This window comes from Curtobacterium sp. MCLR17_058, assembly GCF_003234705.2.
Taxonomy (GTDB): Bacteria; Actinomycetota; Actinomycetes; order Actinomycetales; family Microbacteriaceae; genus Curtobacterium; species Curtobacterium flaccumfaciens.
Genome location: NZ_CP126262.1, coordinates 2,594,225 through 2,617,029, shown reverse-complemented (window position 1 = coordinate 2,617,029; position 22,805 = coordinate 2,594,225). Strand labels below are relative to the sequence as shown.

Genomic DNA, 22,805 nt, shown 5'->3' with positions numbered 1-22,805 from the left:
GCTCCGGTGGTTGGATCGTGGACGGCGCCCTTGCCACCCGGAAGGATCCACCTCGTGCTCGGCATCCCCACGCACCTCGCACCGCGAGTGAACGCGTGGTCGACCGTGCGCGCGTTCCACGCCGGCGCCATCGGCTCGCTGTTGGCCGCGGCCATCACGCTCGTGCTCTACGGCCTGTCCGAGCCCGGGGTGCGGGTCGTCGGCACGGCGCTGGCTGTCGTCCCGATGCTCGCCATGATCGGCGTGCACGTGCAGTTCGGCAACCGCGTCTCGGCGATCGCCTTCCTGGCCGTCGGCGGTGTCTGCGCCTGGTGGTTCGCCGTCGGGGTCCAGCAGCAGGTGCCGACCGGTTGGGTGACCTCGTACCTGATGTCCCTCGTCGTGATCCCGCTCATCCTGGTCGGGGGAGCAGGCGCCGTGCCGAGCCGCGTCGTGCTGTGGTCCTTCGTCGGCTTCCTGACCGGACGACTCGCCACCTGGATCGCCATCGTGCAGGCCGACCAGTCGCCCCGTCCGCTCATCCTCGCCTGGGTCACGCTGGGCTTCGTGGTCGCGCTCGTGCTCTTCACGACCCGCAGCACGGGGCGGAGCGAACGGGTGCAGCCCGAGCTCCTGCGTTCTGCCCGTGAAGAACACGTGTCCGCGTACCGCGCGGGGGTCGAGGCCGAGGCGTCCGCGATCCTGCACGACACCGTGCTCAACCACCTCGGCGCGATCGCCCTCGCGCCGGACGGCCCGATGGACCCGCACCTCGCCGAGACGGTCGACGCCGACGTCGCGGTGCTCACCGGCAAGGGGTGGCTCGCGCCGGCCGCCCGCCCGCGTCCCGGGGCCGCGGCCGAGGCGTTCGGCACCATGGTCGACGAGCACCGGACGCTCGGACTCGACGTGACCGTCTCGGGTGACACCTCCGCGCTCGAGCGCCTGGACCAGCGTGCGCTGTCGGCGGTCGTCCGGGCCGTCGGCCAGTGCCTGGCCAACGTGCGGAAGCACGCGGGGACCGACGCCGCAGAGGTCAGCGTGTTCGACGACAGCGCGTCCTGCACCGTCATGGTCGTCGACGACGGTCGTGGGTTCGACGAGGACGCCACCGGAGCCGACCGGATGGGCCTCCGCGGTTCGGTGCGAGAGCGGATCGGCCGGGTCGGCGGTGACGTCCAGATCTGGTCGTCGCCCGGTTCCGGCACGAGCGTGATGATGACCGTGCCGTACGGACCCGTCACCGGCGCGGTCACCGTGCCGGCGGTCAGCGACGGCCGGGGGACCGAGCGATGAACGCGATCCGGCAGCGGCTCGGGTCCGGTCCGGGGCCCCGTCGCACCGCGCAGCAGTACGACCCGCTCGGCGCGATGGGGTCGCGACCCCTGGCCGTCGTGCTCGGGGCCGGCAGCGTCGTCTGGGCCCTGCTCGTGTCGATCTTCGACCGCGACGTCGTGGGCAGCCCCACGCTCAGCGCCCTCACCGTGCTGCTCGTCGCGGCCTCGGCGGTGGTGGTGCTCGCTGCCTCGAGCCCGTTCCGTGCGCCGTTCCCACGGTCGGCGTTCGTCGCGCACGTCGGGTTGCTCGGCTTGGCGTCGGTCACGAGCGTCGCGGCGCAGTGGGGGCCGGACCGCAGCGCCCTGAACGACTTCATGTCCCTGATCACGGCGACCGGCATCGTCATGGTCGCGCCGTACCGTCCGTGGACCGACCTGACGATCGGCGGGCTCGTGCTGGCCGCGGTGAACGCCGTGACCTGGGGTGCCGGCGCTGCGGAGTTCCCGCACGAGGTGCCGGTCGCCGTCGCGGCGTTCCTGGCCGCGGCACCGACGCTGGTGCTGACCGCCGCGTCCGCGGTGTTCGCCTGGACCTTCGCGGGGCTCGCCGAACGGGTGCAGATCCGTGCCGGGTCGTACTCCGTCGCACGCGCCGAGCGGGACGGCATCGCGGCGAGCGTGCAGCAGGACCGCTCGACGATCCTGTCCCGCGACGTCGCCCCGTTCTTCGCCGAGCTCCGCACACGCGACGTCATCACCGACGCCGACCGTGCCCGTGCCCGCGCGATCGCCGACGGTATCCGCGCGTCCATGGTCGCCGACGCCGACCGCACCTGGTTCGAGCACGCCGTCCGGGTCGACGGCGGCCAGGCGCCGGTGGTCGACGACCCCGACGGCCTCATCGCGACGCTCGACACCGACCAGCGGGCGGTCGTCCGCACGTTCGTCCGCGCGGCCCTCCGAGCCTCGACCGTCGACCCGGCCGGCTTCCGCGCGACCGTGCGACGAGCCGACACTCTGGCGGACCCGGCACCCCAGGCCCGCCCGGCGGACCACGCGGCCCCCGCGGCTCGCGCAGCCCCCGCGGCCCGGGCAGCCCTGGCGGCCCGACCCGCGCAGGCACCCGCACCCGCTCGTGTGTCCGTCGAGATGGAGCTCGCCGTGGCGGACTCCGACATCGGCATCCACCGCACCTTCGACCCCTACTTCGCCGTCCTCCGCGTGACGTTCCCCGACCTCGACGTCGCGGTCCGCCCTTCCGCCCTCGCACTAAGGTTCTCCTATGACCAGCACTGACCCGAACAGGCTCTCGGAGGGGTCGCCGTCCCTCCCGAACCCGGGAGCACGACGTGTGCGGCTGGCCATCCTCGACGACCACGAGGTGCTGCTGGACAGCCTGTCGAGCTGGATCGCGGTGAACGCGTTCGACTTCGACCTGGCCCTGACCGCGCACACCTGGCTCGAGATGGTCCACAGCGACAGCTTCCCGACCGACCTGGTGTTCCTCGACTTCCAGCTCAAGGAACCGGTCTCGATCGAGGCCCGCGTCCGCACCTGCCGTGCCGCCGGGGCGAAGGTCATCGTGCTCTCGAGCGTCGACAGCCGTGAGTCCCGCGACCGCGCCCTGGCAGCCGGCGCCGCGGCGTTCCTGTCGAAGTCGCTCCCGATGCGCGAGGTCATGGACGTCGCCCGCGAGATCATGGGCGTCGCCCGTGAGACCCCGCAGCCCCGTGAGTGGCGTCCGCTGCCGACCGGTGCCGCCGCGCACCAGCGGCCGAAGCTCAGCGCCGGTGAGGAAGAGGCGCTGCGGCTCTACGTGTCCGGCTACTCGACGAACGAGGTCGCCGCGCAGATGAACGTGCAGTACGAGACCGCGAAGACCTACCTGCGTCGCGTGCGCGAGAAGTACAGCAAGGTGGGCCGCCCCGCCTCGAAGAAGTCCGACCTCATCCGTCGGGCCGCCGAGGACGGGTTCCTCGCGTAGTGGCGAAGCTCTACTTCCGCTACGGCGCGATGAACAGCGGCAAGAGCACGGGCTTGCTGCAGGCGGCCTACAACTACGAGGAGCGCGGGCACCGGGTGCTGCTCGCCAAGCCCGCGGTGGACACCAAGGGCGACCGTGAGATCGTCTCCCGCCTCGGCGTCACCCGGACCGTCGACATCGTGTTCTCGCCGGACGCCGACGTGCGCCAGGCCGTCTCCGCCGCCGGTGCCGTCGACCCCGAGTCGGAGCGCCTGGACGGCATGGTGCGGCCCGTCAGCTGCGTGCTCGTCGACGAGGCGCAGTTCCTCACCCCGCGACAGGTCGACGACCTGCTGCGCATCGCGGTGCTCGACGAGATCCCGGTCATCACCTACGGCATCCGCACGGACTTCCGCACCGAGGCGTTCCCCGGCAGCGCCCGCCTGCTCGAGGTCGCGCACTCCCTCGAAGAGCTGAAGACCATCTGCCGCTGCGGCCGCAAGGCGGTCTTCAACGCCCGCACGGTCGACGGCCGGTTCGTCTTCGACGGCTCCCAGGTCGCGATCGACGGCGTCGACGTCGCCTACGAGTCCCTCTGCGCCAACTGCTACCTGACGGAGTCCGGCGGCCGCCTCGACGGCGCCTGACCGCTCGTGCCGGCGTGCGTCCGGTACGCACCCAGCAGACAGACTGGAGGCCCGTCGCGGCGCCGCCACGGGCCTCCAGTCCGTCGCGTGCACAGGAATGCACGTGCGTCGACGCGCGTTGGAGACCACATGACCGACGACACCCTGCACCTGTCCGTCCTCGACCTGGCCACCCGCGAGTACGGCCAGTCCAACACCGAGGCCCTGCAGGGGTCCATCGACATGGCCGTGCACGCCGAGCAGCTCGGGTACGAGCGGTTTTGGGTCGCCGAACACCACGGGATGCCGGGCATCACGTCCTCGGCCCCGGCGGTGCTGCTGAGCGCCGTGGGCGCGGCCACCTCGACCATCCGCATCGGATCCGGTGGCGTCATGCTGCCCAACCACGCGCCCCTCGTCGTCGCCGAGCAGTTCGGCACCCTCCGTGCGCTGTACGGCGACCGGGTCGACCTCGGGCTCGGGCGCGCTCCCGGCACCGACGGCGCGACGGCGATGGCCCTCCGCCGCACGGACCGACTCGACGTCGACGACTTCCCGGACCGCCTGGCCGACCTGATCGGGTTCTTCACCGGCATGGGCGCGGAGAACCCGCTGGCCGGCATCCGCGCCGTGCCGGGCTACGGCGACGTGCCGGAGTTCTGGCTGCTCGGGTCCTCGGGCTACAGCGCCCAGGTCGCCGGTGCACTCGGTATCTCGTTCGCCTTCGCCCACCACTTCGCGTCCGACAACACCGAGGCGGCACTCGCCCTGTACCGCGACTCGTTCCGTCCGTCACGCTTCCGCCAGACGCCGAACGCGCTGATCGGTGTGCAGGTCGTCACCGACGAGGACCCCGCCGTCATCGACGAGCAGAGCGCCCCGGGCATGATCTCCTTCATCCGGATGCGCTCGGGCCGGAAGCCCGAGCCGGTGTCGATGGACGAGGCGCGTGCGTACGAGTTCAACGACCTCGAGCGTCGGTTCATCGCCGCCCGCACCGAGCGTCAGGCCTACGGCAACGCCGAGCAGGTCGCGGAGAAGATCAACGCACTCGTGGCGTCGACCGGGGCGAACGGCGTGATCGTCTCGCCCGGTGCCGCGCAGGCGCGGTACCGGCACCAGGCGCTCGACGTCGTGGCCGGGCTGCACGCCGCCGGCAAGCTCGTGCCCGCGGGTGCGTCAGCTGGCGCCGGGGCGTCGTCCGTCGGCTAGTCCGGGTCGCTTCGTCGAGTTCGTTCGCTTCGTGAGCAGGAATGGTCGGGTGTCCGGTGGGCACCCGACCATTGCTGCTCACGAAGTTGCGTGGTGCCTCAGCTGAGCAGGCCCAGGCGCGTGGCTGCGGCGACCGCCCCGACGCGGGAACCGACGTCCAGCTTGCGGAAGACGTTGTAGACGTGCCGCTTGACGGTGCCGATCGCGAGCTGCAGGTCGGCGGCGATCTCGGCGTTGGTGCGCGCGGCGGCGAGGAGTCGCAGGACCTCGAGCTCGCGGTCGCTCAACGGTGAGCCGGCTCGGGCCTCGGTCACCAGGTCGACCGGGAACGTGACCGGTGCCGCATCGGCGTGGGCTGCGCGGGCGATCCGGTCGACGAGTTCACGGCTCGGGGTGTCCTTCGTGACGAAGTCGACCGCGCCGGCATCGAGCAGGGTCCGGCGGAGGACGGCGTCCCGGTGCATCGTGAGCACCACCACCCGGATGTCCGGGCGGGTCCGGCGGACCGTGGCGATCGTCGTCCGTGCCGGCGGGCCGTCCAGTTCGACGTCGAGCAGCAGGACGTCGATCGCGGCGGCCTCCGGGGAGTCGAGCACCTCTGACGGTCGTTCGCCGTGCGCCACGACGCGGATCGTGGGGACCGCGGCCAGGATCGTGGCGAGTCCTTCGCGGAAGAGCCGGTGGTCGTCGACGATGGCGACGTGGGTGACGGTCACAGGGTCCCCCTCGGGATGGTCAGGCGGACGGTGGTGCCGTGGTCTCGGCTGCCGCGGACGCTGTCGACGTCGAGCCGGGCCCCGATCACCGCCGCACGCTCGCGCATGGTCTGCTGGCCGAGGCGGCCGTCGGCGTCGCTCTCCACGTCGAACCCCGGGCCGTCATCGGCGACCGTCACCACCAGCGCTGCGGGTGACCAGAGGAAGCGCACCGAAGCCGTCGATCCACGCGCGTGCTTGCTGCGGTTCGTGAGCGCCTCGAGCAGGATCGTCAGCGCTTCCTCGGCCTGCCAGTTCGGCAGGGGACCGGCCACACCCGTCGACTCGATGGACAGGAGGTCGTCGTCGGGGAACAGATCGCGCACGTGCCGTCGGAGCGCGTCGTCGAGCAGGGCATCCCCGACCCGGGCGTGCAGGCTCACTGCGAGGTCCTGGACGTCGCCGAGTGCGCTCCGGAGCAACCGCGCTGCGTCGTCGAGCTGATCGGCTCGTTCGTCCGCCGGCGGGTCCGTCAGCAGGACGAGGTCGAGGCGCTGCAGCCCGGCGAGGATGCCGTGGGCGACGCGGTCGTGCAGGTCCCGCGCGATCTGCGTGCGGGAGTCCAGGTGCGCCGTGGTGAGGCGTTGGCGCAGTGCCTCCGTGTACGCGACCGCCCCGGCCGGGAACCGGCTCCAGACGCCGGCGTGCAGGGCCCTGGTGGCGCGCAGGACCTCGGCGGTGGACGCCGCGCCGACCTCGTCGACGAAGACCGGCAGGTAGGCGTCGAACAGCATCTCCGCCGCGAGCATGGCGCCAGCCGGGTGCTGGGCGTGCTCGGCGTGCAGACTGCCGGTCGCCAGGTGCTCGGGGTCGAGGAACGCGTGGCTCACGACGCTGCCGTCGGTTCCCGCGGCGTAGCGCTCGTGGGCCTCGGCGATCATCGATGAGACGTTCTCGGTGAGGCTCTGCGCCAGCGCCGGGTCGTCCGCGATGTCGGGGAACTCGGCGGCGATCGCGGCGAGCACGGCGGCGAGGGGATGGTCGTTCTGCATGGCGCTTGCGAGCGTAGCGGGAGGGGCTGCTCGCGATGGGGCGGCTGACGGCTGACTGGGTCGTGCGACCCATCGGGCAGCCGAGATGCACCCGGGGGAAGCAGAAGGCCCCGGTTCCGGAGAACCAGGGCCTTCTTCGTACTGTCTCAACACAGTGTCGGGGTGACAGGATTTGAACCTGCGACCTCCTCGTCCCGAACGAGGCGCGCTACCAAGCTGCGCCACACCCCGCGGTGCGGCTACCTCTACGAGGCAACCCGACCAGCATAGCTGATAGGGCCGAGAGGTGGCGATTTTGAGATGATGCCCGGGCGAGTCGGCCAAGCAAAGGGCTGGAGTGGGTGCGTCAGCAGGTTGTGGACTTGCCTCCGACCTTGTACCAGGGGCCCGTGAAGGAAGCGGGTGACCCAGAGTCCCGGGAGTACACCATCCGAGCGCTGACGACACCCGATTTGTACGCAGTGATGTGCGACGCGGTGCCACCTACGCTACTGATAACCCTTGATTCGCCGTTATACTTCTTGCCGCACGCGTTTTGGTACTGAAACTTGATTGTTCCCCCGCCGTCGACCTTCGTCGCTGTCGGATTCCATCGGAGCCAAGCCGTGCCGTTGCAATTGCTAGACCCGCGGAGCTCCACATACTTGTTCAGCATTGTGACTCCGTGATAAGTGCGCCCACCGTCGGTGCAAGCGGCGGCGTGAGCGGACCCATTGCTCCCGACAAGAGGGAGAATTGGCGCGAGGGCTCCAAGTGTGACTGCTACCGCGAGTATCCCGAACGACCTGCTCATCAGGTTCCGGGTCTTGTTCTCGTGCGTTTTCATAGTTCGGTCTCTTCCGTTGAGCTACGGTGAGCTCATTCGCCCCCCGATCGACGATAGGCCAGCACGGAGCATTCGGTCAACTAGTCTTTGCTCTCGAGAAGGTCCCCCAAAGTGCGGACTGTGGACTCATTGCCCCCATGACATGGTGAGATCGGGGACCGGAGGCCAGTGCTACGCAGCTTCCTCTGCGGTAGACTCTTTGCGAATTCGACGTGGTCTTCTTTTGCGAGTTCGTGTGTCGAACTGTTGTGACCCGACGTTGTCAGCGGCAACGCGCTCGATCGCCAGAGGACTTAGTGCGAATTGCGGCGCTCGAAGCCCTGTTGAGAATATCGAACGAACTCCTCACGGCGTTGCTGCTGTATCTCGAAGGCTTGTCGACGGTCCGGTGTCGGGCGCTAGTGGCGACGCAAGCTATGAACCAAAGGCGCAACTGAGGGAACTCGAGACACAACCCCTTGGTCAGGTATCAGCATGTCTCCGGGCTTGTTCGAGTCGACCTCAAGTCGTGAACGCCCTGCGGTACAGTGTTTGTCGACTCCGAGTCATTTGCGGTATTCGCGTCTGAGGGTGGCGTGGGTGCCATAACGCCGACGTAGGGGGGCTGCACGCTCGGGCAATCGAGCAATGTGTAAGTGCACATTGCCCGAACAAAGTTATGCCAAATTACAGGCGTGCGGTCAGGGTGACCACGACGGCCTCGGGCCGGCAGGCGAACCGGACGGGCGCGTAGATCGAGGTGCCGAGACCGGCCGAGACCTCGAGCCACGACCAGTGGTTGCGGTGCTCCCACTTGTGCAATCCGCTCGCGTACCGGCGGGGGAGGTCGCTGTTCGTGACGAGCGCGCCGACCCCGGGGACCGCCACCTGACCGCCGTGGGTGTGCCCGGCGAAGATGATGTCGGCACCCTGGGTCACGAAGGCATCGAGCACGCGACGGTACGGCGCGTGCGTGACACCGATCGCGACCGGAGCGGGGCCGTCCTCGTCCTCGGACCACGGCACGTCGCTGCGCATCTCGTCGACGTTGGTGGGGAGCAGGTCGAGGCGGTCCCAGTCGCGGTGCGCGTCCGACGTGCCGAACAGCTCGAACCGGGAGCCGCGGAGTTCGATCGCGTGCGCCTGGTCGTTGAGGTCGAGCCAGCCGAGCGACTCGAAGAACGCCGTCTGCCGATCGATGTCGAGACCGACGGGCTCCGCAGCCTTGTGCATCCGGCTCGGCCCCGAGAAGTACTTGAGCGGGTTGCGCGGGGAGGGCCCGAAGAAGTCGTTCGACCCGTAGGCGAACACACCGGGTACCCCGCGGAACGGCTCGAGCGCGTACTCAACAGCAGCGTTCGCGGTCGCGTGGCCGAGGTTGTCCCCGGTGTTCACGATGAAGTCCGGTTCGACCAGGCTCAGGTCGCGCAGCCACTGCTGCTTGTCGGCCTGCCACGGGGCCATGTGGATGTCGGAGAGGTGCAGGACAGTGACGTCACGGGATCCCGGCGGGAGCACCGGGACGGTCTCCCACCGGATCCCGAAGCGACGCCGCTCGACGAGCGAGCCCCACGCTGCCGAAGCAGCTCCGACGGCCGCGCCGGCAGCGAGGACGCCGAGTGCGGTGCGACCGCGGGTCACTTGCAGTCCTTGGGCGCCTTGCCGTTCTTGTCGCCGTAGAGCTGGATCGTCACGTTGTCGTTCTTGTTCGCCGTGGCGTTGATCGCCGGCTCGACCGCGGCGACCTTGCAGGTCTTGCCACCGCCGCCCTTGGCGTAGCTGTCGGCGAGGTTGACGCTCGTGAACCCGGCATCGTTCAGGGCCGAGCGGGCGTCCCCGAGGGAGTCGCCGCCGATCTCCGGAACGGTCGCCTGGGTGCCGTCGGACGTGTAGACGGTGACGCTCGAACCCGAGGAAAGGAGCGCACCCGCCGCCGGGGACGTCGAGGTAACGGAACCGGGGTTCCCCGGGCCGGGACGCGCACCGCCGTCGACGTAGGTGAACCCGGCGCCCGAGATCGCCGCGCGGGCCTCGTCCGCCGTCTTGCCCTGCAGGTTCGGCAGTGCCTTGGCGTTGCCGCGGATCGCGTTCTGCTGCGGGTCCGTGAACGGGCCAGCGGGGTAGATCGCGTTGATCGGGGTCATCGCCTCGCGCCAGACCTTGGCGCGGTCTCCGGCGTACGTTCCGCCGACACCGTTGCTGAAGTGACGGAGGTTGATCTTGCGACCGTCGGTGTTGCCCTGCCAGTAGGCGGTGGCCACGCGCGAACTCGCACCAACGAGCCAGATCTGGTCAGCCTCGTCGGTGGTACCCGTCTTGCCGAACAGCTGGGTGCCGTCAGGCGTCTGCGCGCCCACTGCCGTTCCGCTCCTGATTGTGCCCTTCATCGCGTAGATCGCTGCCTGGGCGAAGGCCGGATCGACGGCCTGCTGGCAGTCCTTGGTCTGGCCGCCGAGCTTCTTGCCGGACGGCGACGTGATCTCGTCGATCGCGATCGGCTTGCAGTAGATGCCGTTGTTCGCAACGGCCGCGTACGCCGCAGCCATCGTCATCGGGGCGATCTCGTTCGTGCCCAGGATCGCGGAAGGGTTCTGGTACTGCAGCTCTGCGCCGTCCGCACGGTGGACACCGAGCGACTGCGCGATGTCGCGGATGTCGCAGAGGTCGAGCTTCTGCGCCATCGAGGCGAACGCACCGTTGATCGAGCCGGCGGTGGCGCCCAGCACACTCCAGTTGCCGCCTTCACCGGGAGCGTCGTTCGAGACGTCGAACTTCGTGTAGTCGGTCTGACCGCAGATCGTCCACGGCGTGACCACTCGTTCAGCACCGCTGACGGTCTCGTTCAACCCGTGTCCGGCCTTCACCCAGTCCAGCAGCGTGAACAACTTGTAGGTCGAGCCGGTCTGGAAGCCCTTCGAGCTGCCGTACTTCTCGTCGACGCTGTAGTTCAGCGAGGTCGATGTCGGCGCCGACTTCAAGGACTCGTCGAAGTCCTTGTTCTGTGCCATCGTGATGATTCGGCCGGAGCCAGCCTCGATCGAGTTGAGCGTCGAACCCAGGGCCAGGTTCGTCTCGGCCTTGTTGTCGTAGGTGTTCAGCAGACGCTTCTGCTCGGCGTTCAGGTCGATGTTCAGCGTCGTCTGGATCTTGTACCCACCGTTGCGCCACGCGGTGTCACGAGCCTTCTGCGACGAGCCGAGCTGCGACATCTCGAGTACGACCTTCTTGGCGTAGTCGCAGAAGAACTGCGAGCCGTCGCCGACCGAGGCGCGGCAGCCCTGCGAGGGCTGCGTCAGGTGCACGTAGTCCGCCGGCTTCGACTGGCGAGCCGTTCGGTACTCGGCCTCGGTGAGGTTCTTCTGGTCGTACATCGAACGGAGCACGACGTTGCGCCGGGCGACGTTGGCGTCGTACTTCTTCGGGCTCGACAGGTTGCGCGCCTCGGGGTACTGCACGATCGCGATGAGCGACGCGGCCTCGGCCGGGGTCAGGTCGGTCGCGCTCTTGTTGTAGTAGTGCTGCGCCGCGGCCTGCACGCCGTAGGTCTGGTCGCCGAAGTAGGCGATGTTCAGGTAGGCGGTGAGGATCTCCTTCTTGGAGTACTTCTTCGCCAGCCCGATCGCGAGCTTCATCTCCTCCAGCTTGCGGGGGATGGTCTGCTCGACGGCCTCGTTGTAGGCCTTCTCCTGCTCCTTCTTGGTGGGGAGGTTCAGGGCTTCGTTCATCTTGATGTTGCGGACGAGCTGCATGGTCAGCGTCGACCCACCGCCCGAGTCGCCGAGGCCGCCCGCGATGCTGCCCACACCGGCGCGGATGAGGGACGTCATGTCGACGCCACCGTGGTCGTAGAAGCGCTTGTCCTCACCGTCGATCGCGGCGTTCTTCAGCTGGTCGCTGATCTGGTCGAACTTCAGCTCCTGGCGGTTCTGGTCGTACAGGGTGGCGAAGTGCACGGACTTGCCGCCCGAGTATGCGTACAGCTCGTTGCGCTGCGGCAGGTCACCGATCTCGATGTACTCCGGCAGGGACTCGAACACACCGATCGTGGACGTCGTCGTGACACCGGCGACGGCGATGGCCGGCGTGACGCCGATCGTGACGAGCAGGCCGGCGAGGGCACTGAACCCGACGAATCCGATGAAGGCGCCGACTGCTGAGACGGGCTTGGTCCGCGATGCAGACGTCTTCTGGGCAGACATAGGATGCAGCCTAAACGACACCCCCGACTGAAAGGCTGGCAAGGAACCGCATGACTCGCTGGGAGTACTTCACCACGCCGCTGATGATCCACAACACCACCGCGATCCTCAACAACTACGGGGACGAGGGCTGGGAGCTGGTCCAGATCGTCACCGGGCCCGAGGGCGGTCTCGTCGCCTACCTGAAGCGCCCCAAGGCCGACGCATGAGCGTCTCCGACCGGCTCGCCGAACTCGGCCTGACGATCCCCGCGGTCGCCGCGCCCGTCGCCGCCTACGTGCCCGCCGTCGTGACGGGCCAGTACGTCTACACGGCGGGCCAGCTGCCCTTCGTCGACGGCGCCCTGCCCGTGACCGGCAAGGTCGGTACCGACGTCGACGCGGAAACCGCTGCCGCGCAGGCTCGCGTGGCCGCGCTGAACGCCCTGGCCGCCGTGCAGTCGGTCGCCGGTTCGCTCGACCGCGTGGCCCGTGTCGTCAAGGTCACGGTCTTCGTCGCGTCGGACCCGTCGTTCACCGGCCAGCCCGGTGTCGCGAACGGCGCGTCGACCCTGGTCGGCGAGGTCTTCGGCGACGCCGGCGTCCACGCGCGGAGCGCGGTGGGCGTCGCCGTGCTCCCGCTGGACGCGCCGGTCGAGGTCGAGCTGGTGGTGGAGCTCACCGCCTGACGGCAGCGACCGAAGGAACCAACGTGAGCAGGGCCTCCAATCTGTATCTGACTGGAGGCCCTGCTTCCGTCTGGCGGGACTACATGAGTTCCGCGATGGTCGCCATGATCGTCGGGTCGGCGAGCGTCGTCGTGTCGCCGATGCGGCGGCCCTCGGCCGCGTCGCGGAGCAGCCGCCGCATGATCTTGCCGGAGCGTGTCTTCGGCAGCTCCGGCACGATGACGACCTGGCGCGGCTTCGCGATCGCGCCGATCCGCTTGCCGACCCAGTTGCGGAGCTCCGCGGAGGCGGTCTCGCGGTCGACGTCTGCGGCGGCCTCGGCCGTCAGGATGACGAAGGCGACGACGGCCTGCCCGGTGGTCTCGTCGGCGGCCCCGACCACGGCGGCCTCGGCGACGCCCTCGTGGCCGACCAGGGCGGACTCGATCTCGGCCGTCGACAGGCGGTGTCCCGAGACGTTCATGACGTCGTCGACGCGCCCCTGCACCCAGATGTCGCCCTGCCCGTCGAGCCGCGCGCCGTCGCCGGCGAAGTAGCGGCCGGGGAACCGCGACCAGTACGTCTCCACGAACCGGTCCGGGTCGTTCCAGATCCCGCGGGCCATCGACGGCCACGGCTCGGTGATCGTGAGGTAGCCGCTCTCGCCGGGGTCGGCACGGTTGCCGTCGTCGTCGACGATCTCGGCGACGATGCCCGGCAGGGGCGTCTGCGCGGCGCCGGGCTTGAGCTTCGTGACGCCGGGCAGCGCGGAGATCATGATGGCGCCGGTCTCGGTCTGCCACCACGTGTCGACGATCGGCGTGCGGTCGTGGCCGATGACCTGGCGGTACCACTGCCACGCCTCGGGGTTGATCGGTTCGCCGACGCTGCCGAGCAGGCGGAGGGTCTCGAGGCTGCGGGCCTCCGGGATCTCGCGGCCGGCCTTCATCGCTGCGCGGACCGCCGTGGGTGCCGTGTAGAGGACGGTGACGCCGTACGCGTCGACGAGGTCCCACCAGCGGCCGGGCTTCGGCTCGTCGGGGGTGCCCTCGTAGAGCACCTGCGTGACGCCGTTGGCGAGCGGGCCGTAGACGACGTAGGAGTGGCCGGTGATCCAGCCGATGTCGGCGGTGCACCAGTAGACGTCCTTCTCCGGGTGCATGTCGAAGACGTTCTTGTGCGTGTACGCCGCCTGGGTCAGGTAGCCGCCGGAGGTGTGCACGATGCCCTTCGGCTTCCCGGTCGTGCCCGAGGTGTACAGGATGAACAGCGGGGTCTCGGCGGGGAACGCCTGGGCCTCGTGGGTCGGCGCCGCCTTCGCCAGCTCGTCGTGCCACCAGACGTCGCGGTCGTTCCAGGCGATGTCGTTGCCGCCGCGCTTGACGACCAGGACGTGCTCGACCGTGTCCGTGCCCTCGGCGGTCAGCGCCTCGTCGACTGCGGGCTTGAGCGGTGAGACGGCACCGCGCCGCCACCCGCCGTCCGCGGTGACGACGAGCTTCGCGCCGGCGTCCTCGATGCGGGCACGGAGGCTCTCCGCGCTGAACCCGCCGAAGACGACCGAGTGCACGGCGCCGATGCGGGCGACGGCGAGCATCGTCACGACGGCCTCGGGGATGAGCGGCAGGTACACGACCACCCGGTCGCCCTGGCCGACGCCGAGGTCGGTGAGCATGTTCGCGGCGCGCTGGACCTCGGCGGTCAGCTCGGCGTAGGTGATCCGACGCGTGTCGCCGGGAGCGCCCTCGAAGTGGATCGCCACCCGGTCGCCGTTGCCGGCGCGGACGTGTCGGTCGAGGCAGTTCTCGGCGACGTTGAGCGTGCCGTCGGCGAACCACTTCGCGAACGGGGCGCCCGACCAGTCCAGGGTCTGCGTGAACGGGGTGCGCCAGTCGAGCAGGGAGCGGGACTGCTCGGCCCAGAACGCCTCGCGGTCGGCCGCTGCCGCGTGGTGGAGGTCCTCGCCGGCGACCGCGTCGGCCACGAACTCGGGCGGCGGTGCGAAGGTCGCTCCGTCGTCGCCTCGGGGGTCGGTCTGGGTCGGAGTGGACATCGATGTCCTTTCGCGTCGTTGCGGCCTCTGGTGGCATCCGTCGTGGATGCATGCGTGCGTCCGCCGTGGATGCATGCATCCGCGGCGGGTGCGTGCGTGGCATCCGTCGCCGGTGCCTGCGTGCATCCGGAGACTACCCCTCGGTCGGGTCGGGGCGCGGCACGCCCGGAGGTCGTGTCCGGGGTTGCCCTGGAGGGCCGATCGTGGGGTACAGTAGTTCCCGCTGGACTCGTTTCCGGCGGCATCGAATCGGATTCCCCCCAATCCCTCGATGTCAAGGCGGCACCTGTTCCCCCCAACCGGTGCCGCCTCTTCTGTTTCCCGGGGTCCGACTCGAGCGATGGTGGCTCGTCGGGCTCCGTCGTGTGCCCCGATCCGCGCAGGGACGCCGGTCGCGTGGACAGACCGGTCCATGCTCGTGCATGCATTCTGCATGTTCTTGCGTAGCAGGTGCTACGCACAGTCCGGCCGGGGGAAGCGGGGGTGATGGGTAGCCCCGAGCGCGTCGGTGTCGCATCATCGACCGGGGTACGGCTTTCCGTTTCGGGGGACAAACCGGTCCGTTGGTGGGGCACTCCGACGTTGTCCACAGAAGTGGGGACCGTCTCGGCTGAGGGCTGACGGGCTCCCTACCGTCGGCGGCATGCCCCTGCACCGTGCTCGACTTCTTCCCCGCGCGTCGGCGCCTTCCGCGTCGACATCGCCTGCGTTCTCGGTGCCGGCACCGGCGCGGGCGCATGTTCCGTCGGCGCCGTTCCTGCCCGGAGCAGCGCCGCCGGCTCGTCGCCGGGCGTCCGTGGTCGTCGAGTTCGAGGAACTCGCCGCCCTGGTGGCCGATGCCACCGTGACGGACGTCCTGGTGGTCGGTGGCGTGGGCACGTGGGTCGACCGCGGCACCGGCCTCGAAGCCGTCCAGCCGCGACTGACTGAGGCGCGTGCCCGCGAACTCGCGACCCGACTCGTCGCGCTCGGCGGGCGCCACGTCGACGAGACCACCCCGTGCGCGGACGTCCGGCACGGGGACGGCGTCCGGGTCCACGTCGTCCTCGCCCCGGTGTCCGTCGGGGGCACCGCCGTGTCGATCCGACTGCCACAGGTCCATCGACCCTCCCTCGCCACCCTCGAACGCGGCGGGACCTTCGCGTTCGTCCCGCGGTCGGTCGTCGAGGACGCCGTCGCTGCGCGCCGGAACGTCCTGGTCACCGGCGCGACCGGCAGCGGCAAGACCACCCTGCTCGCGGCGATGCTCGGGAACGTCCCCGTCGACGAGCGGATCGTGACGGTGGAGGACGTCGCGGAGCTCCGGATCGCCCATCCGCACGTCGTCGCGCTCGAGGCGCGGCAGGCGAACGCCGAGGGGGTCGGCGCACTCGGACTCGACCGGCTCGTGCGCGAGGCGCTGCGGATGCGCCCCGACCGGATCGTCGTGGGGGAGTGCCGCGGCGCCGAGGTCCGTGAACTCCTCTCCGCCCTGAACACCGGGCACGACGGGGGAGCCGGCACCGTGCACGCCAACGGCATCGCCGACGTGGCCGCGCGCCTCGAAGCACTCGGGGCACTCGCCGGCCTCGGTGCCGAGGCGCTCGCCCGGCAGGCCGTCAGCGCGTTCGACCTGGTCCTGCACGTGGAGCGACGCGCAGGCCAGCGGCGGCTCGGTGGCGTGGGCAACTTGCGCGTCGGCCCGGACGGGAGGCTCGAGGTGCGCCCGGCGGACGGGCTGCGGTGAGACGACCCACACCCGACGGCCCGGCGCGGGTGGCCGGGGTGCTCGACCGGGTGGCGACGCTGGTCGCGGCAGGCGTCCCGCCGCCGCGGGCCTGGCGGCTCGTCGGCGGGCTGCCCGGGGTCGGAGGACCCGCCCAGCAGGACATCCTCGTCGTCCTCCGCGTGGCGGACCGGTCGGGAGCTCCCGTCGCGGAGACCCTCCGCGGGCTCGCCGGCGCGCTCCGACGAGCCGCGGCATCGGACCGGGCGATCCGGGTCGCCCTGGCGGGCCCGCGGACGAGCGCCCGGGTCGTGCTCGCGCTGCCGCTCTTCGGGTTGGGGCTCGGTGCGGCCTGGGGTGCCGGTGCCGTCGAGGTCCTGGTCGGTTCACCGGCCGGTTGGGCGTGCTCTTGCACCGCGGCCGCCCTCGTCCTGGCAGGGCGACGGTGGACCGCCCGGCTGGTCCGTTCCGCGACCCCCGACGGCCGAGTCCCCGGGGTACTCCTCGACGCCTGGGCCGTGGCGGTCGCCGGAGGCGGGTCGTGGACCACCGCCGGGCAGGCAGTCGCCGAGGCGTCCGCGGGAGCCGCTCCGCCCGCCGGGGACGTGCACCGGCTGCGGGAGGTCCTCGACCTCGCCCGGCGTGCGGGGGTGCCCGCCGCGGGGTTGCTCCGCCGCGCCGCCGAGGACGTGCGTGACGAGGCCGCTGCCGACGGGCTCGTGGCGGCGGAACGACTGGCCGTCCGACTGGTGCTGCCACTCGGGGTCTGCATCCTGCCGGCGTTCGTGCTCGTGGGGGTGGTGCCCGTCGTGGTCGGGGTCCTCTCCTCCACGGTGGGCGGGGCCGCGTGACCTGTCCACAGATGGCGCCGAGGCCGCTTCGTCGACACCCCAGCCAGGACACGCTGGTCCCACCGAACAGAAAGGACGGACTCCATGAGCACCACGTCATCCCCCGACCGCCGCACCCGTCGGGCCATCCGCCACCACCGTCGCCCGCGTCGCCTCGTCGCCCGGTGGTCGTCCCGGCTGCGGGACGACCGGGGATCGGCCACCGCCGAGTACGCGGTCGTCATCCTCGCCGCCGTTGCCTTCGCGGGTGTGCTCGTCGCGGTCATGCGCTCCGGCGAGGTCCAGACCATCCTCACCGACCTCGTCCGTGGCGCGCTCTCGCTGTGAGCGCGGCTCCGTGACCGTCGAGTTCGCGGTGGCGCTCCCCGTGGTGGCGATCGTGTTGACCGCCCTCGTCGCGGCCGTCCTCGTCGTCGACGCGCAGGGCCGTCTGCAACTCGCCGCAGCCACCGCCGCCCGGGCGATCGGGCGTGACGACGAGTACCAGGGCCGGTCCGCGGCCGACCGGATCGCTCCGGGGGTCTCGGTCGTCGTCCGGTCGGACGGTGACCTGGTCTGCGTCGACGCCACGCGCGGGGGGACCGGTCCCTTCGCGGCGCTCCCGCTGACCGCGACGGGGTGTGCCGCGGCCCGAGGGGGCTGACGTGACGATCCCTGACGGCCAACGCGGCTCGGCGACCGTGCTGCTCGTGGCGGTCCTCGGCGTGGGGGTCCTCGTCGGGTCGACGGCGCTCGCCGCCGCCGGCCACCGCACGCAGGCCCTCCGCGCCCAGGGCGCCGCCGACGCCGCCGCCGTGGGCACCGCGGCGGCCGCCACCGGGCTGGTACCGGGGGAGCCGTGTGCGGTCGCGACCCGGATCGCCACGGCGAACGGGGCCGCCCTCGACGCCTGCGAACTCGTCGCCACCACGGCCCGCGTCCGCGTGGTCGTGGGCACCGGACCGTTCGTCGTCGGCGCACTCGCGGTGGCCGGTCCGGCAGGCGACCCGCCCGAACACTATGTGTATGGTGTGCCTGTCGGCCCGCGGTCACCGATGTCCCGGTCGACCCGGACACGCTCGTGGCCAGGGCCGATCAGCACCATCGATCAAGGAGACACGTGCCAGGCACGAAGAAGCTCGTGATCGTCGAGAGCCCTGCGAAGGCGAAGACGATCGCGCAATACCTCGGTGACGGATACGAAGTCCAGGCCTCGGTCGGACACATCCGCGACCTCGTCGAGCCGAAGAACCTGCCGCCCGAGCTCAAGAAGGGCTCCCTCGGCAAGTTCTCGGTGGACGTCGACAACGGCTTCGAGCCGTACTACGTCGTGTCCGACGCCAAGAAGAAGACCGTCTCCGAGCTGAAGCGCGCCCTCAAGGACGCCGATGAGCTCTACCTCGCAACAGATGAAGACCGCGAGGGTGAAGCGATCGCGTGGCACCTGCTGCAGGTCCTGAAGCCGAAGGTCCCCGTCAAGCGGATGGTCTTCCACGAGATCACGAAGGAGGCGATCCAGCGCGCGCAGGAAGCCACCCGTGAGCTCGACACCGCCCTCGTCGACGCGCAGGAGACCCGCCGCATCCTCGACCGGCTGTACGGGTACGAGGTCTCCCCGGTCCTGTGGCGCAAGGTCGCCCCCGGCCTGTCCGCCGGCCGCGTGCAGTCCGCCGCCACCCGTCTCGTCGTCGACCGCGAGCGCGAGCGCCTGGCCTTCGTGTCCGCCAACTACTGGGACCTCTCCGCCCGGTTCGAGAAGGCCGGCGAGTCCTCCTTCTCGGCGCGACTCGCCCGGATCCACGGCACCCGCGTCGCCTCCGGCCGTGACTTCGACGACCGCGGCACGCTCAGCGGTGACGTCGTCCGGCTCGACGAGGCCGCTGCCGCGTCGCTGACGACGGTCCTCGAGCGCGCCGGTGACGCCACCGTCCGCAGCGTCGACTCGAAGCCGTACACGCGACGCCCGGCCGCGCCGTTCACCACGTCGACGCTCCAGCAGGAAGCCGCGCGCAAGCTCCGTCTGTCCCCGCGACAGACGGCTCGCGCTGCGCAGACCCTGTACGAGAACGGCTACATCACCTACATCCGTACCGACTCGGTCTCGCTCTCGAAGCAGGCCATCGACGCGGCCCGCAAGCAGGCAGCGGACCTGTACGGCTCGGCCACCGTGCCCGACAAGCCCCGCCTGTACGCGAGCAAGAGCAAGAACGCGCAAGAGGCGCACGAGGCGATCCGTCCCGCCGGCGACTCCTTCCGCACCCCGCAGGACCTGCAGGGCACCCTGACCGGTGTCGAGTGGCGCCTCTACGACCTCATCTGGAAGCGCACCATCGCGTCACAGATGGCGGACGCGAAGGGTTCGACCGCGTCGATCGTGCTCGGCATCTCCTCCACCGAGTCGGTCGAGGGCATCGCCTCGACCGCGAACGGCACGGATGCCGAGTTCACCGCATCCGGCACCGTCATCACGTTCCGCGGCTTCCTCAGTGCCTACGAAGAAGGCCGTGACGAGGACCGCCACGAGTCGTCCGAGCGTGCGGGCCAGGACGTCGCCCTGCCGAACGTGGCCCAGGGCGAACACCTCGCGGTCACCGACGTCGAGGCGAAGGGGCACGACACCACCCCGCCGCCGCGCTTCACCGAGGCGAGCCTCATCAAGACGCTGGAAGAGCTGGGGATCGGGCGTCCGTCGACCTACCCCACGATCAGCCCGACGATCATCGACCGCGGCTACGTCTCGCTCCGCGGCACGCAGCTGGTGCCGAACTGGATCGCGTTCAGCGTCGTGCGCCTGCTCGAGGAGTACTTCGGCGAGCTCGTGGAGTACGACTTCACCGCCGAGATGGAAGAAGACCTCGACCGCATCGCCCGCGGCGACGCCGACCGGGTGGACTGGCTCAAGGGCTTCTACTTCGGTGGCGGCGAGGACGACCAGCGGGGCCTGCGGACGGTCATCGACAACCTCGGTGAGATCGACGCCCGCGAGATCAACTCGGTCGAGCTCGCTCCGGGCCTCACGCTCCGGATCGGTCGGTACGGCCCCTACATCGAGGTGCCGAGCGACGACCCCGAGAAGCCGCGGCGGGTGAACGTGCCCGAGGACCTCGCTCCCGACGAACTGACCGTCGAGAAGGCGAAGGAACTCGTCGACGCACCGGTGATCGGCGACCGTGTCGTCGGGATCAACCCGGAGACCGGCAAGGAGGTCCTGGCGAAGGACGGCCGCTTCGGCCCCTACGTCACGGAGCGCACCCCGGAGCCCGAACCCACCGTGGACCCGAAGACCGGCGAGGTCGTCGAAGCGCCCGCAGCGGCAGAGGCCCCCGCGGCCGACGCGGCTACTGCGACCGCGACGAGCGAGACGGCGTCGGCGACGGCGAAGAAGGCCCCCGCCAAGAAGGCGCCTGCGAAGAAGACGACGAAGAAGGCCGCGGCGCCGAAGGAACGCACCGCTTCGCTCTTCAAGTCGATGGACCCGCAGACCGTCGACCTCGAGACCGCGCTGAAGCTCCTCGACCTTCCCCGCGTCGTGGGCCAGGACCCGGAGACGGGCAACGACATCACGGCGCAGAACGGCCGGTACGGGCCGTACCTGAAGAAGGGGACCGACACCCGAACCCTGCCCGGCGAGGACGCGATCTTCGACATCGACCTGCCCGGCGCACTCGAGCTGTTCGCGCAGCCGAAGTACGGCGGCAACCGCACCGCGAGCGCCGCGCTCAAGGAGTTCGACGCCGACCCGGTGTCCGGCAAGCCGATCAAGATGAAGGACGGCCGGTTCGGCCCGTACGTCACCGACGGTGAGACGAACGCGACCATCCCGAAGGGCGAGGACGTCGAGGCCGTCGACCACGCCCGCGCGGTCCAGCTCATCGCCGACAAGCGTGCCAAGGGGCCGGTCAAGAAGAAGACCCCGGCCCGTCGGACGGCGGCCAAGAAGAAGTGACCGGTCGCTTCATCACGCTCGAGGGCGGCGACGGCGCGGGCAAGACGACCCAGGCGGAGCTGCTCTCGGCGTGGCTCGGTGCGCACGGTCGGACCGTTGTCCGCACCCGCGAGCCCGGCGGCACCGACCTCGGCGTCCAGATCCGGCAGATGGTCCTGCACGAGCGGGGCCACGTCGCGCCCCGGGCCGAGGCGCTGCTGTACGCGGCCGACCGAGCCCAGCACGTCGAGACGGTCGTCCGTCCGGCGATCGCACGCGGCGAGGTCGTCCTGCAGGACCGCTACATCGATTCGTCCGTCGCCTACCAAGGCGTGGCGCGCGGGCTCGGCGCCGAGCAGGTCCGGTCCGTCTCGGAGTGGGCAGCGGACGGCCTGGCACCGGACCTCACGATCCTGCTCGACCTCGACGTCACCGTCGGACGCGCCCGGGTGGCCGCGGCGCGGGGCGACACGTTCGACCGCCTCGAGTCCGAGGCTGCGGCGTTCCACGAGTCCGTCCGTCAGGCCTTCCTCGCGATGGCCGAGGCCGAGCCGGCACGCTTCCTGGTGGTCGACGCCTCGGCCCCGACCGACACCGTGCAGGACGCGGTCCGTCGAGCGGTCGCCCCGCTCGTCGGGATCGACCCGGCATGACGGTGGTCACTGACAGGATGGTCCCGTGAGCGTGTGGGACGGCCTGACCGGGCAGGAAGAAGCGGTCGCGTCGCTGCGCAACGCGGCCGAGTCCACCGACGGCACCGGTGGCATGACGCACTCGTGGCTCATCACCGGCCCGCCCGGGTCGGGGCGTTCGAACGTGGCGACCGCCTTCGCCGCGGCGCTCGTGGGCAACGGCCCCGACGACGACCACACCCTGCGGCAGATCACCGCGAAGACCCATCCCGACGTCTCGGTGCTCACGACCCAACGCGTGATCATCACGATCGACGAGATCCGGCAGCTCGTCACCTCGTCGTACTACTCGCCGTCGGTCGGCCGCTACCGCGTCGTCATCATCGAAGACGCCGACCGCATGACCGAGCGCACCTCGAACCTGCTGCTCAAGGCGCTCGAGGAACCCCCGGAGCGCACGGTGTGGATCCTCTGTGCCCCGAGTGAGGCCGACCTGCTGCCGACGATCCGGTCGCGCGTCCGCTCGGTCCGCCTGCGCGTGCCCGGCATCGAGTCCGTCGCCGACCTGCTCGTCGCCCGGACCGGTGTCGACCGTGCCCTCGCGATGGATGCTGCTCGTCAGGCGCAGAGCCACATCGGCATGGCACAGCGCCTCGCCACGAGCGAGCCGGCACGAGACCGTCGCCGCCGGACCCTGACGACCGTGCTCGGTGTGCGGAGCGTTGGCGATGCCGTCATGGCGGCCGCCGAACTCCTCGCCGTCGCCGACGAAGACGCGAAGTCCATCACCGAGCAGCGCGACTCCGAAGAGCGCGACGCAGCCCTGCGCTCGCTCGGGGTCGAACCCGGCGGGACGATCCCGCCGGCGCTCCGGTCGCAGCTCCGTTCCCTCGAGGACGACCAGAAACGCCGGGCCACCCGCAGCCTGCGTGACGGCCTCGACCGGATCCTGGTCGACGTCTCGTCCCTGTACCGCGACCTGCTCCTGCTGGGGCTCGGAGCCCCCGCGGAACCGGTCAACCTGGCCATGCAGGACCAGCTCGAACACGCGCTGCCGACGACACCGCCCGCTGCCGCGCTCGAGGTCCTCGACGCCGTGGCCCTGGCGCGCCAGCGCATCGCGGCGAACGTGGCGGCACTCCTGGCGCTCGAAGCACTGCTCGTCACCATCGCCCGCGCCCGCCGCTGAGGCACGGCGTGCGACAA

At 70.5% G+C, this 22,805-nt stretch carries 20 protein-coding genes and 1 tRNA gene; 15 read left to right on the top strand and 6 right to left on the bottom strand.

What is annotated here, in order from left to right:
• Positions 1-54 precede the first annotated feature (54 nt).
• The 5 genes from DEJ11_RS12330 (at position 55) to DEJ11_RS12310 (ending at position 5,057) form a co-directional block, all read left to right on the top strand.
• The gene (locus DEJ11_RS12330; RefSeq protein ID WP_181440804.1) at positions 55-1,275 is read left to right on the top strand and encodes a sensor histidine kinase; all 1,221 of its coding nucleotides are present in this window, start codon (positions 55-57) and stop codon (positions 1,273-1,275) included.
• Positions 1,272-2,552, top strand: a complete 1,281-nt coding sequence (locus tag DEJ11_RS12325; protein WP_181440805.1) for a hypothetical protein — start codon at positions 1,272-1,274, stop codon at positions 2,550-2,552. Before DEJ11_RS12330 ends, DEJ11_RS12325 begins: the two co-directional genes overlap by 4 nt.
• Positions 2,539-3,240 carry a response regulator transcription factor gene (locus tag DEJ11_RS12320; protein ID WP_035808846.1) on the top strand — a complete coding sequence of 234 codons (702 nt, stop codon included), beginning with the start codon at positions 2,539-2,541 and terminating at the stop codon, positions 3,238-3,240. Before DEJ11_RS12325 ends, DEJ11_RS12320 begins: the two co-directional genes overlap by 14 nt.
• Positions 3,240-3,866 carry a thymidine kinase gene (locus DEJ11_RS12315; protein ID WP_111038068.1) on the top strand — a complete coding sequence of 209 codons (627 nt, stop codon included), beginning with the start codon at positions 3,240-3,242 and terminating at the stop codon, positions 3,864-3,866. Before DEJ11_RS12320 ends, DEJ11_RS12315 begins: the two co-directional genes overlap by 1 nt.
• A gap of 129 nt (positions 3,867-3,995) precedes the next feature.
• A complete protein-coding gene (locus DEJ11_RS12310; protein WP_111046813.1) occupies positions 3,996-5,057 on the top strand; it encodes an LLM class flavin-dependent oxidoreductase in 1,062 nt (353 codons plus the stop codon).
• A gap of 98 nt (positions 5,058-5,155) precedes the next feature.
• On the opposite strand, the gene DEJ11_RS12305 is transcribed toward DEJ11_RS12310, so the two are convergent.
• The 5 genes from DEJ11_RS12305 to DEJ11_RS12285 all read right to left on the bottom strand — a co-directional run bounded on the left by DEJ11_RS12305 (position 5,156) and on the right by DEJ11_RS12285 (position 11,808).
• The gene (locus tag DEJ11_RS12305) at positions 5,156-5,773 is read right to left on the bottom strand and encodes a response regulator transcription factor (RefSeq protein ID WP_111046814.1); all 618 of its coding nucleotides are present in this window, start codon (positions 5,771-5,773) and stop codon (positions 5,156-5,158) included.
• Positions 5,770-6,804 carry a sensor histidine kinase gene (locus tag DEJ11_RS12300; protein WP_111046815.1) on the bottom strand — a complete coding sequence of 345 codons (1,035 nt, stop codon included), beginning with the start codon at positions 6,802-6,804 and terminating at the stop codon, positions 5,770-5,772. The genes DEJ11_RS12305 and DEJ11_RS12300 overlap by 4 nt, the downstream gene beginning before the upstream one ends.
• 157 nt (positions 6,805-6,961) lie before the next feature.
• A tRNA-Pro gene (locus DEJ11_RS12295) sits at positions 6,962-7,035 on the bottom strand.
• A 1,261-nt stretch (positions 7,036-8,296) separates the two neighbouring features.
• Complete coding sequence (locus DEJ11_RS12290; protein ID WP_111046816.1) at positions 8,297-9,250, bottom strand: metallophosphoesterase; 954 nt, start codon at positions 9,248-9,250, stop codon at positions 8,297-8,299.
• Positions 9,247-11,808 (bottom strand): transglycosylase domain-containing protein, encoded by a 2,562-nt coding sequence (locus DEJ11_RS12285; RefSeq protein ID WP_111046817.1) that lies wholly within the window; start codon positions 11,806-11,808, stop codon positions 9,247-9,249. The genes DEJ11_RS12290 and DEJ11_RS12285 overlap by 4 nt, the downstream gene beginning before the upstream one ends.
• Before the next feature lie 50 nt (positions 11,809-11,858).
• Between DEJ11_RS12285 and sp36 the strand changes: the two genes are divergently transcribed.
• Together sp36 and DEJ11_RS12275 are read left to right on the top strand one after the other, a co-directional pair.
• Complete coding sequence (gene sp36, locus DEJ11_RS12280; RefSeq protein ID WP_017888699.1) at positions 11,859-12,017, top strand: Sp36 family protein; 159 nt, start codon at positions 11,859-11,861, stop codon at positions 12,015-12,017.
• Entirely contained in the window at positions 12,014-12,475 is a 462-nt protein-coding gene (locus DEJ11_RS12275) for a RidA family protein (RefSeq protein ID WP_071405006.1), read from the top strand. Before sp36 ends, DEJ11_RS12275 begins: the two co-directional genes overlap by 4 nt.
• Before the next feature lie 79 nt (positions 12,476-12,554).
• On the opposite strand, the gene acs is transcribed toward DEJ11_RS12275, so the two are convergent.
• Entirely contained in the window at positions 12,555-14,507 is a 1,953-nt protein-coding gene (gene acs, locus DEJ11_RS12270; RefSeq protein WP_111103237.1) for an acetate--CoA ligase, read from the bottom strand.
• Positions 14,508-15,303: 796 nt separating this feature from the next.
• Between acs and DEJ11_RS12265 the strand changes: the two genes are divergently transcribed.
• The 8 genes from DEJ11_RS12265 (at position 15,304) to DEJ11_RS12230 (ending at position 22,788) form a co-directional block, all read left to right on the top strand.
• Positions 15,304-16,233, top strand: coding sequence for a TadA family conjugal transfer-associated ATPase (locus DEJ11_RS12265; RefSeq protein ID WP_111103238.1), 930 nt, complete (start codon positions 15,304-15,306; stop codon positions 16,231-16,233).
• Positions 16,230-17,063 (top strand): type II secretion system F family protein, encoded by an 834-nt coding sequence (locus DEJ11_RS12260; protein WP_111103239.1) that lies wholly within the window; start codon positions 16,230-16,232, stop codon positions 17,061-17,063. The genes DEJ11_RS12265 and DEJ11_RS12260 overlap by 4 nt, the downstream gene beginning before the upstream one ends.
• 84 nt (positions 17,064-17,147) lie before the next feature.
• On the top strand, positions 17,148-17,390 hold the full coding sequence (locus tag DEJ11_RS12255; protein WP_175330804.1) for a DUF4244 domain-containing protein: 243 nt from the start codon (positions 17,148-17,150) through the stop codon (positions 17,388-17,390).
• Positions 17,391-17,400: 10 nt separating this feature from the next.
• On the top strand, positions 17,401-17,706 hold the full coding sequence (locus tag DEJ11_RS12250; RefSeq protein WP_258375340.1) for a TadE family type IV pilus minor pilin: 306 nt from the start codon (positions 17,401-17,403) through the stop codon (positions 17,704-17,706).
• 1 nt (position 17,707) lies between these two features.
• Positions 17,708-18,187, top strand: a complete 480-nt coding sequence (locus DEJ11_RS12245; RefSeq protein WP_110863361.1) for a hypothetical protein — start codon at positions 17,708-17,710, stop codon at positions 18,185-18,187.
• Positions 18,163-20,988 (top strand): type I DNA topoisomerase, encoded by a 2,826-nt coding sequence (gene topA, locus DEJ11_RS12240; protein WP_111103242.1) that lies wholly within the window; start codon positions 18,163-18,165, stop codon positions 20,986-20,988. The genes DEJ11_RS12245 and topA overlap by 25 nt, the downstream gene beginning before the upstream one ends.
• On the top strand, positions 20,985-21,620 hold the full coding sequence (gene tmk, locus DEJ11_RS12235) for a dTMP kinase (RefSeq protein WP_111022285.1): 636 nt from the start codon (positions 20,985-20,987) through the stop codon (positions 21,618-21,620). Before topA ends, tmk begins: the two co-directional genes overlap by 4 nt.
• A 25-nt stretch (positions 21,621-21,645) precedes the next feature.
• Positions 21,646-22,788, top strand: coding sequence for a DNA polymerase III subunit delta' (locus DEJ11_RS12230; protein WP_111095109.1), 1,143 nt, complete (start codon positions 21,646-21,648; stop codon positions 22,786-22,788).
• Positions 22,789-22,805: the final 17 nt, after the last annotated feature.

Bases quoted from the DNA above. Each gene is read 5' to 3' on its own strand.
- DEJ11_RS12275 (WP_071405006.1), top strand. From the start codon at position 12,014: ATGAGCGTCTCCGACCGGCTCGCCGAACTCGGCCTGACGATCCCCGCG.
- DEJ11_RS12285 (WP_111046817.1), bottom strand. From the start codon at position 11,808: ATGTCTGCCCAGAAGACGTCTGCATCGCGGACCAAGCCCGTCTCAGCA.
- DEJ11_RS12255 (WP_175330804.1), top strand. From the start codon at position 17,148: ATGAGCACCACGTCATCCCCCGACCGCCGCACCCGTCGGGCCATCCGC.
- DEJ11_RS12325 (WP_181440805.1), top strand. From the start codon at position 1,272: ATGAACGCGATCCGGCAGCGGCTCGGGTCCGGTCCGGGGCCCCGTCGC.
- DEJ11_RS12300 (WP_111046815.1), bottom strand. From the start codon at position 6,804: ATGCAGAACGACCATCCCCTCGCCGCCGTGCTCGCCGCGATCGCCGCC.
- acs (WP_111103237.1), bottom strand. From the start codon at position 14,507: ATGTCCACTCCGACCCAGACCGACCCCCGAGGCGACGACGGAGCGACC.
- sp36 (WP_017888699.1), top strand. From the start codon at position 11,859: ATGACTCGCTGGGAGTACTTCACCACGCCGCTGATGATCCACAACACC.
- DEJ11_RS12320 (WP_035808846.1), top strand. From the start codon at position 2,539: ATGACCAGCACTGACCCGAACAGGCTCTCGGAGGGGTCGCCGTCCCTC.
- DEJ11_RS12310 (WP_111046813.1), top strand. From the start codon at position 3,996: ATGACCGACGACACCCTGCACCTGTCCGTCCTCGACCTGGCCACCCGC.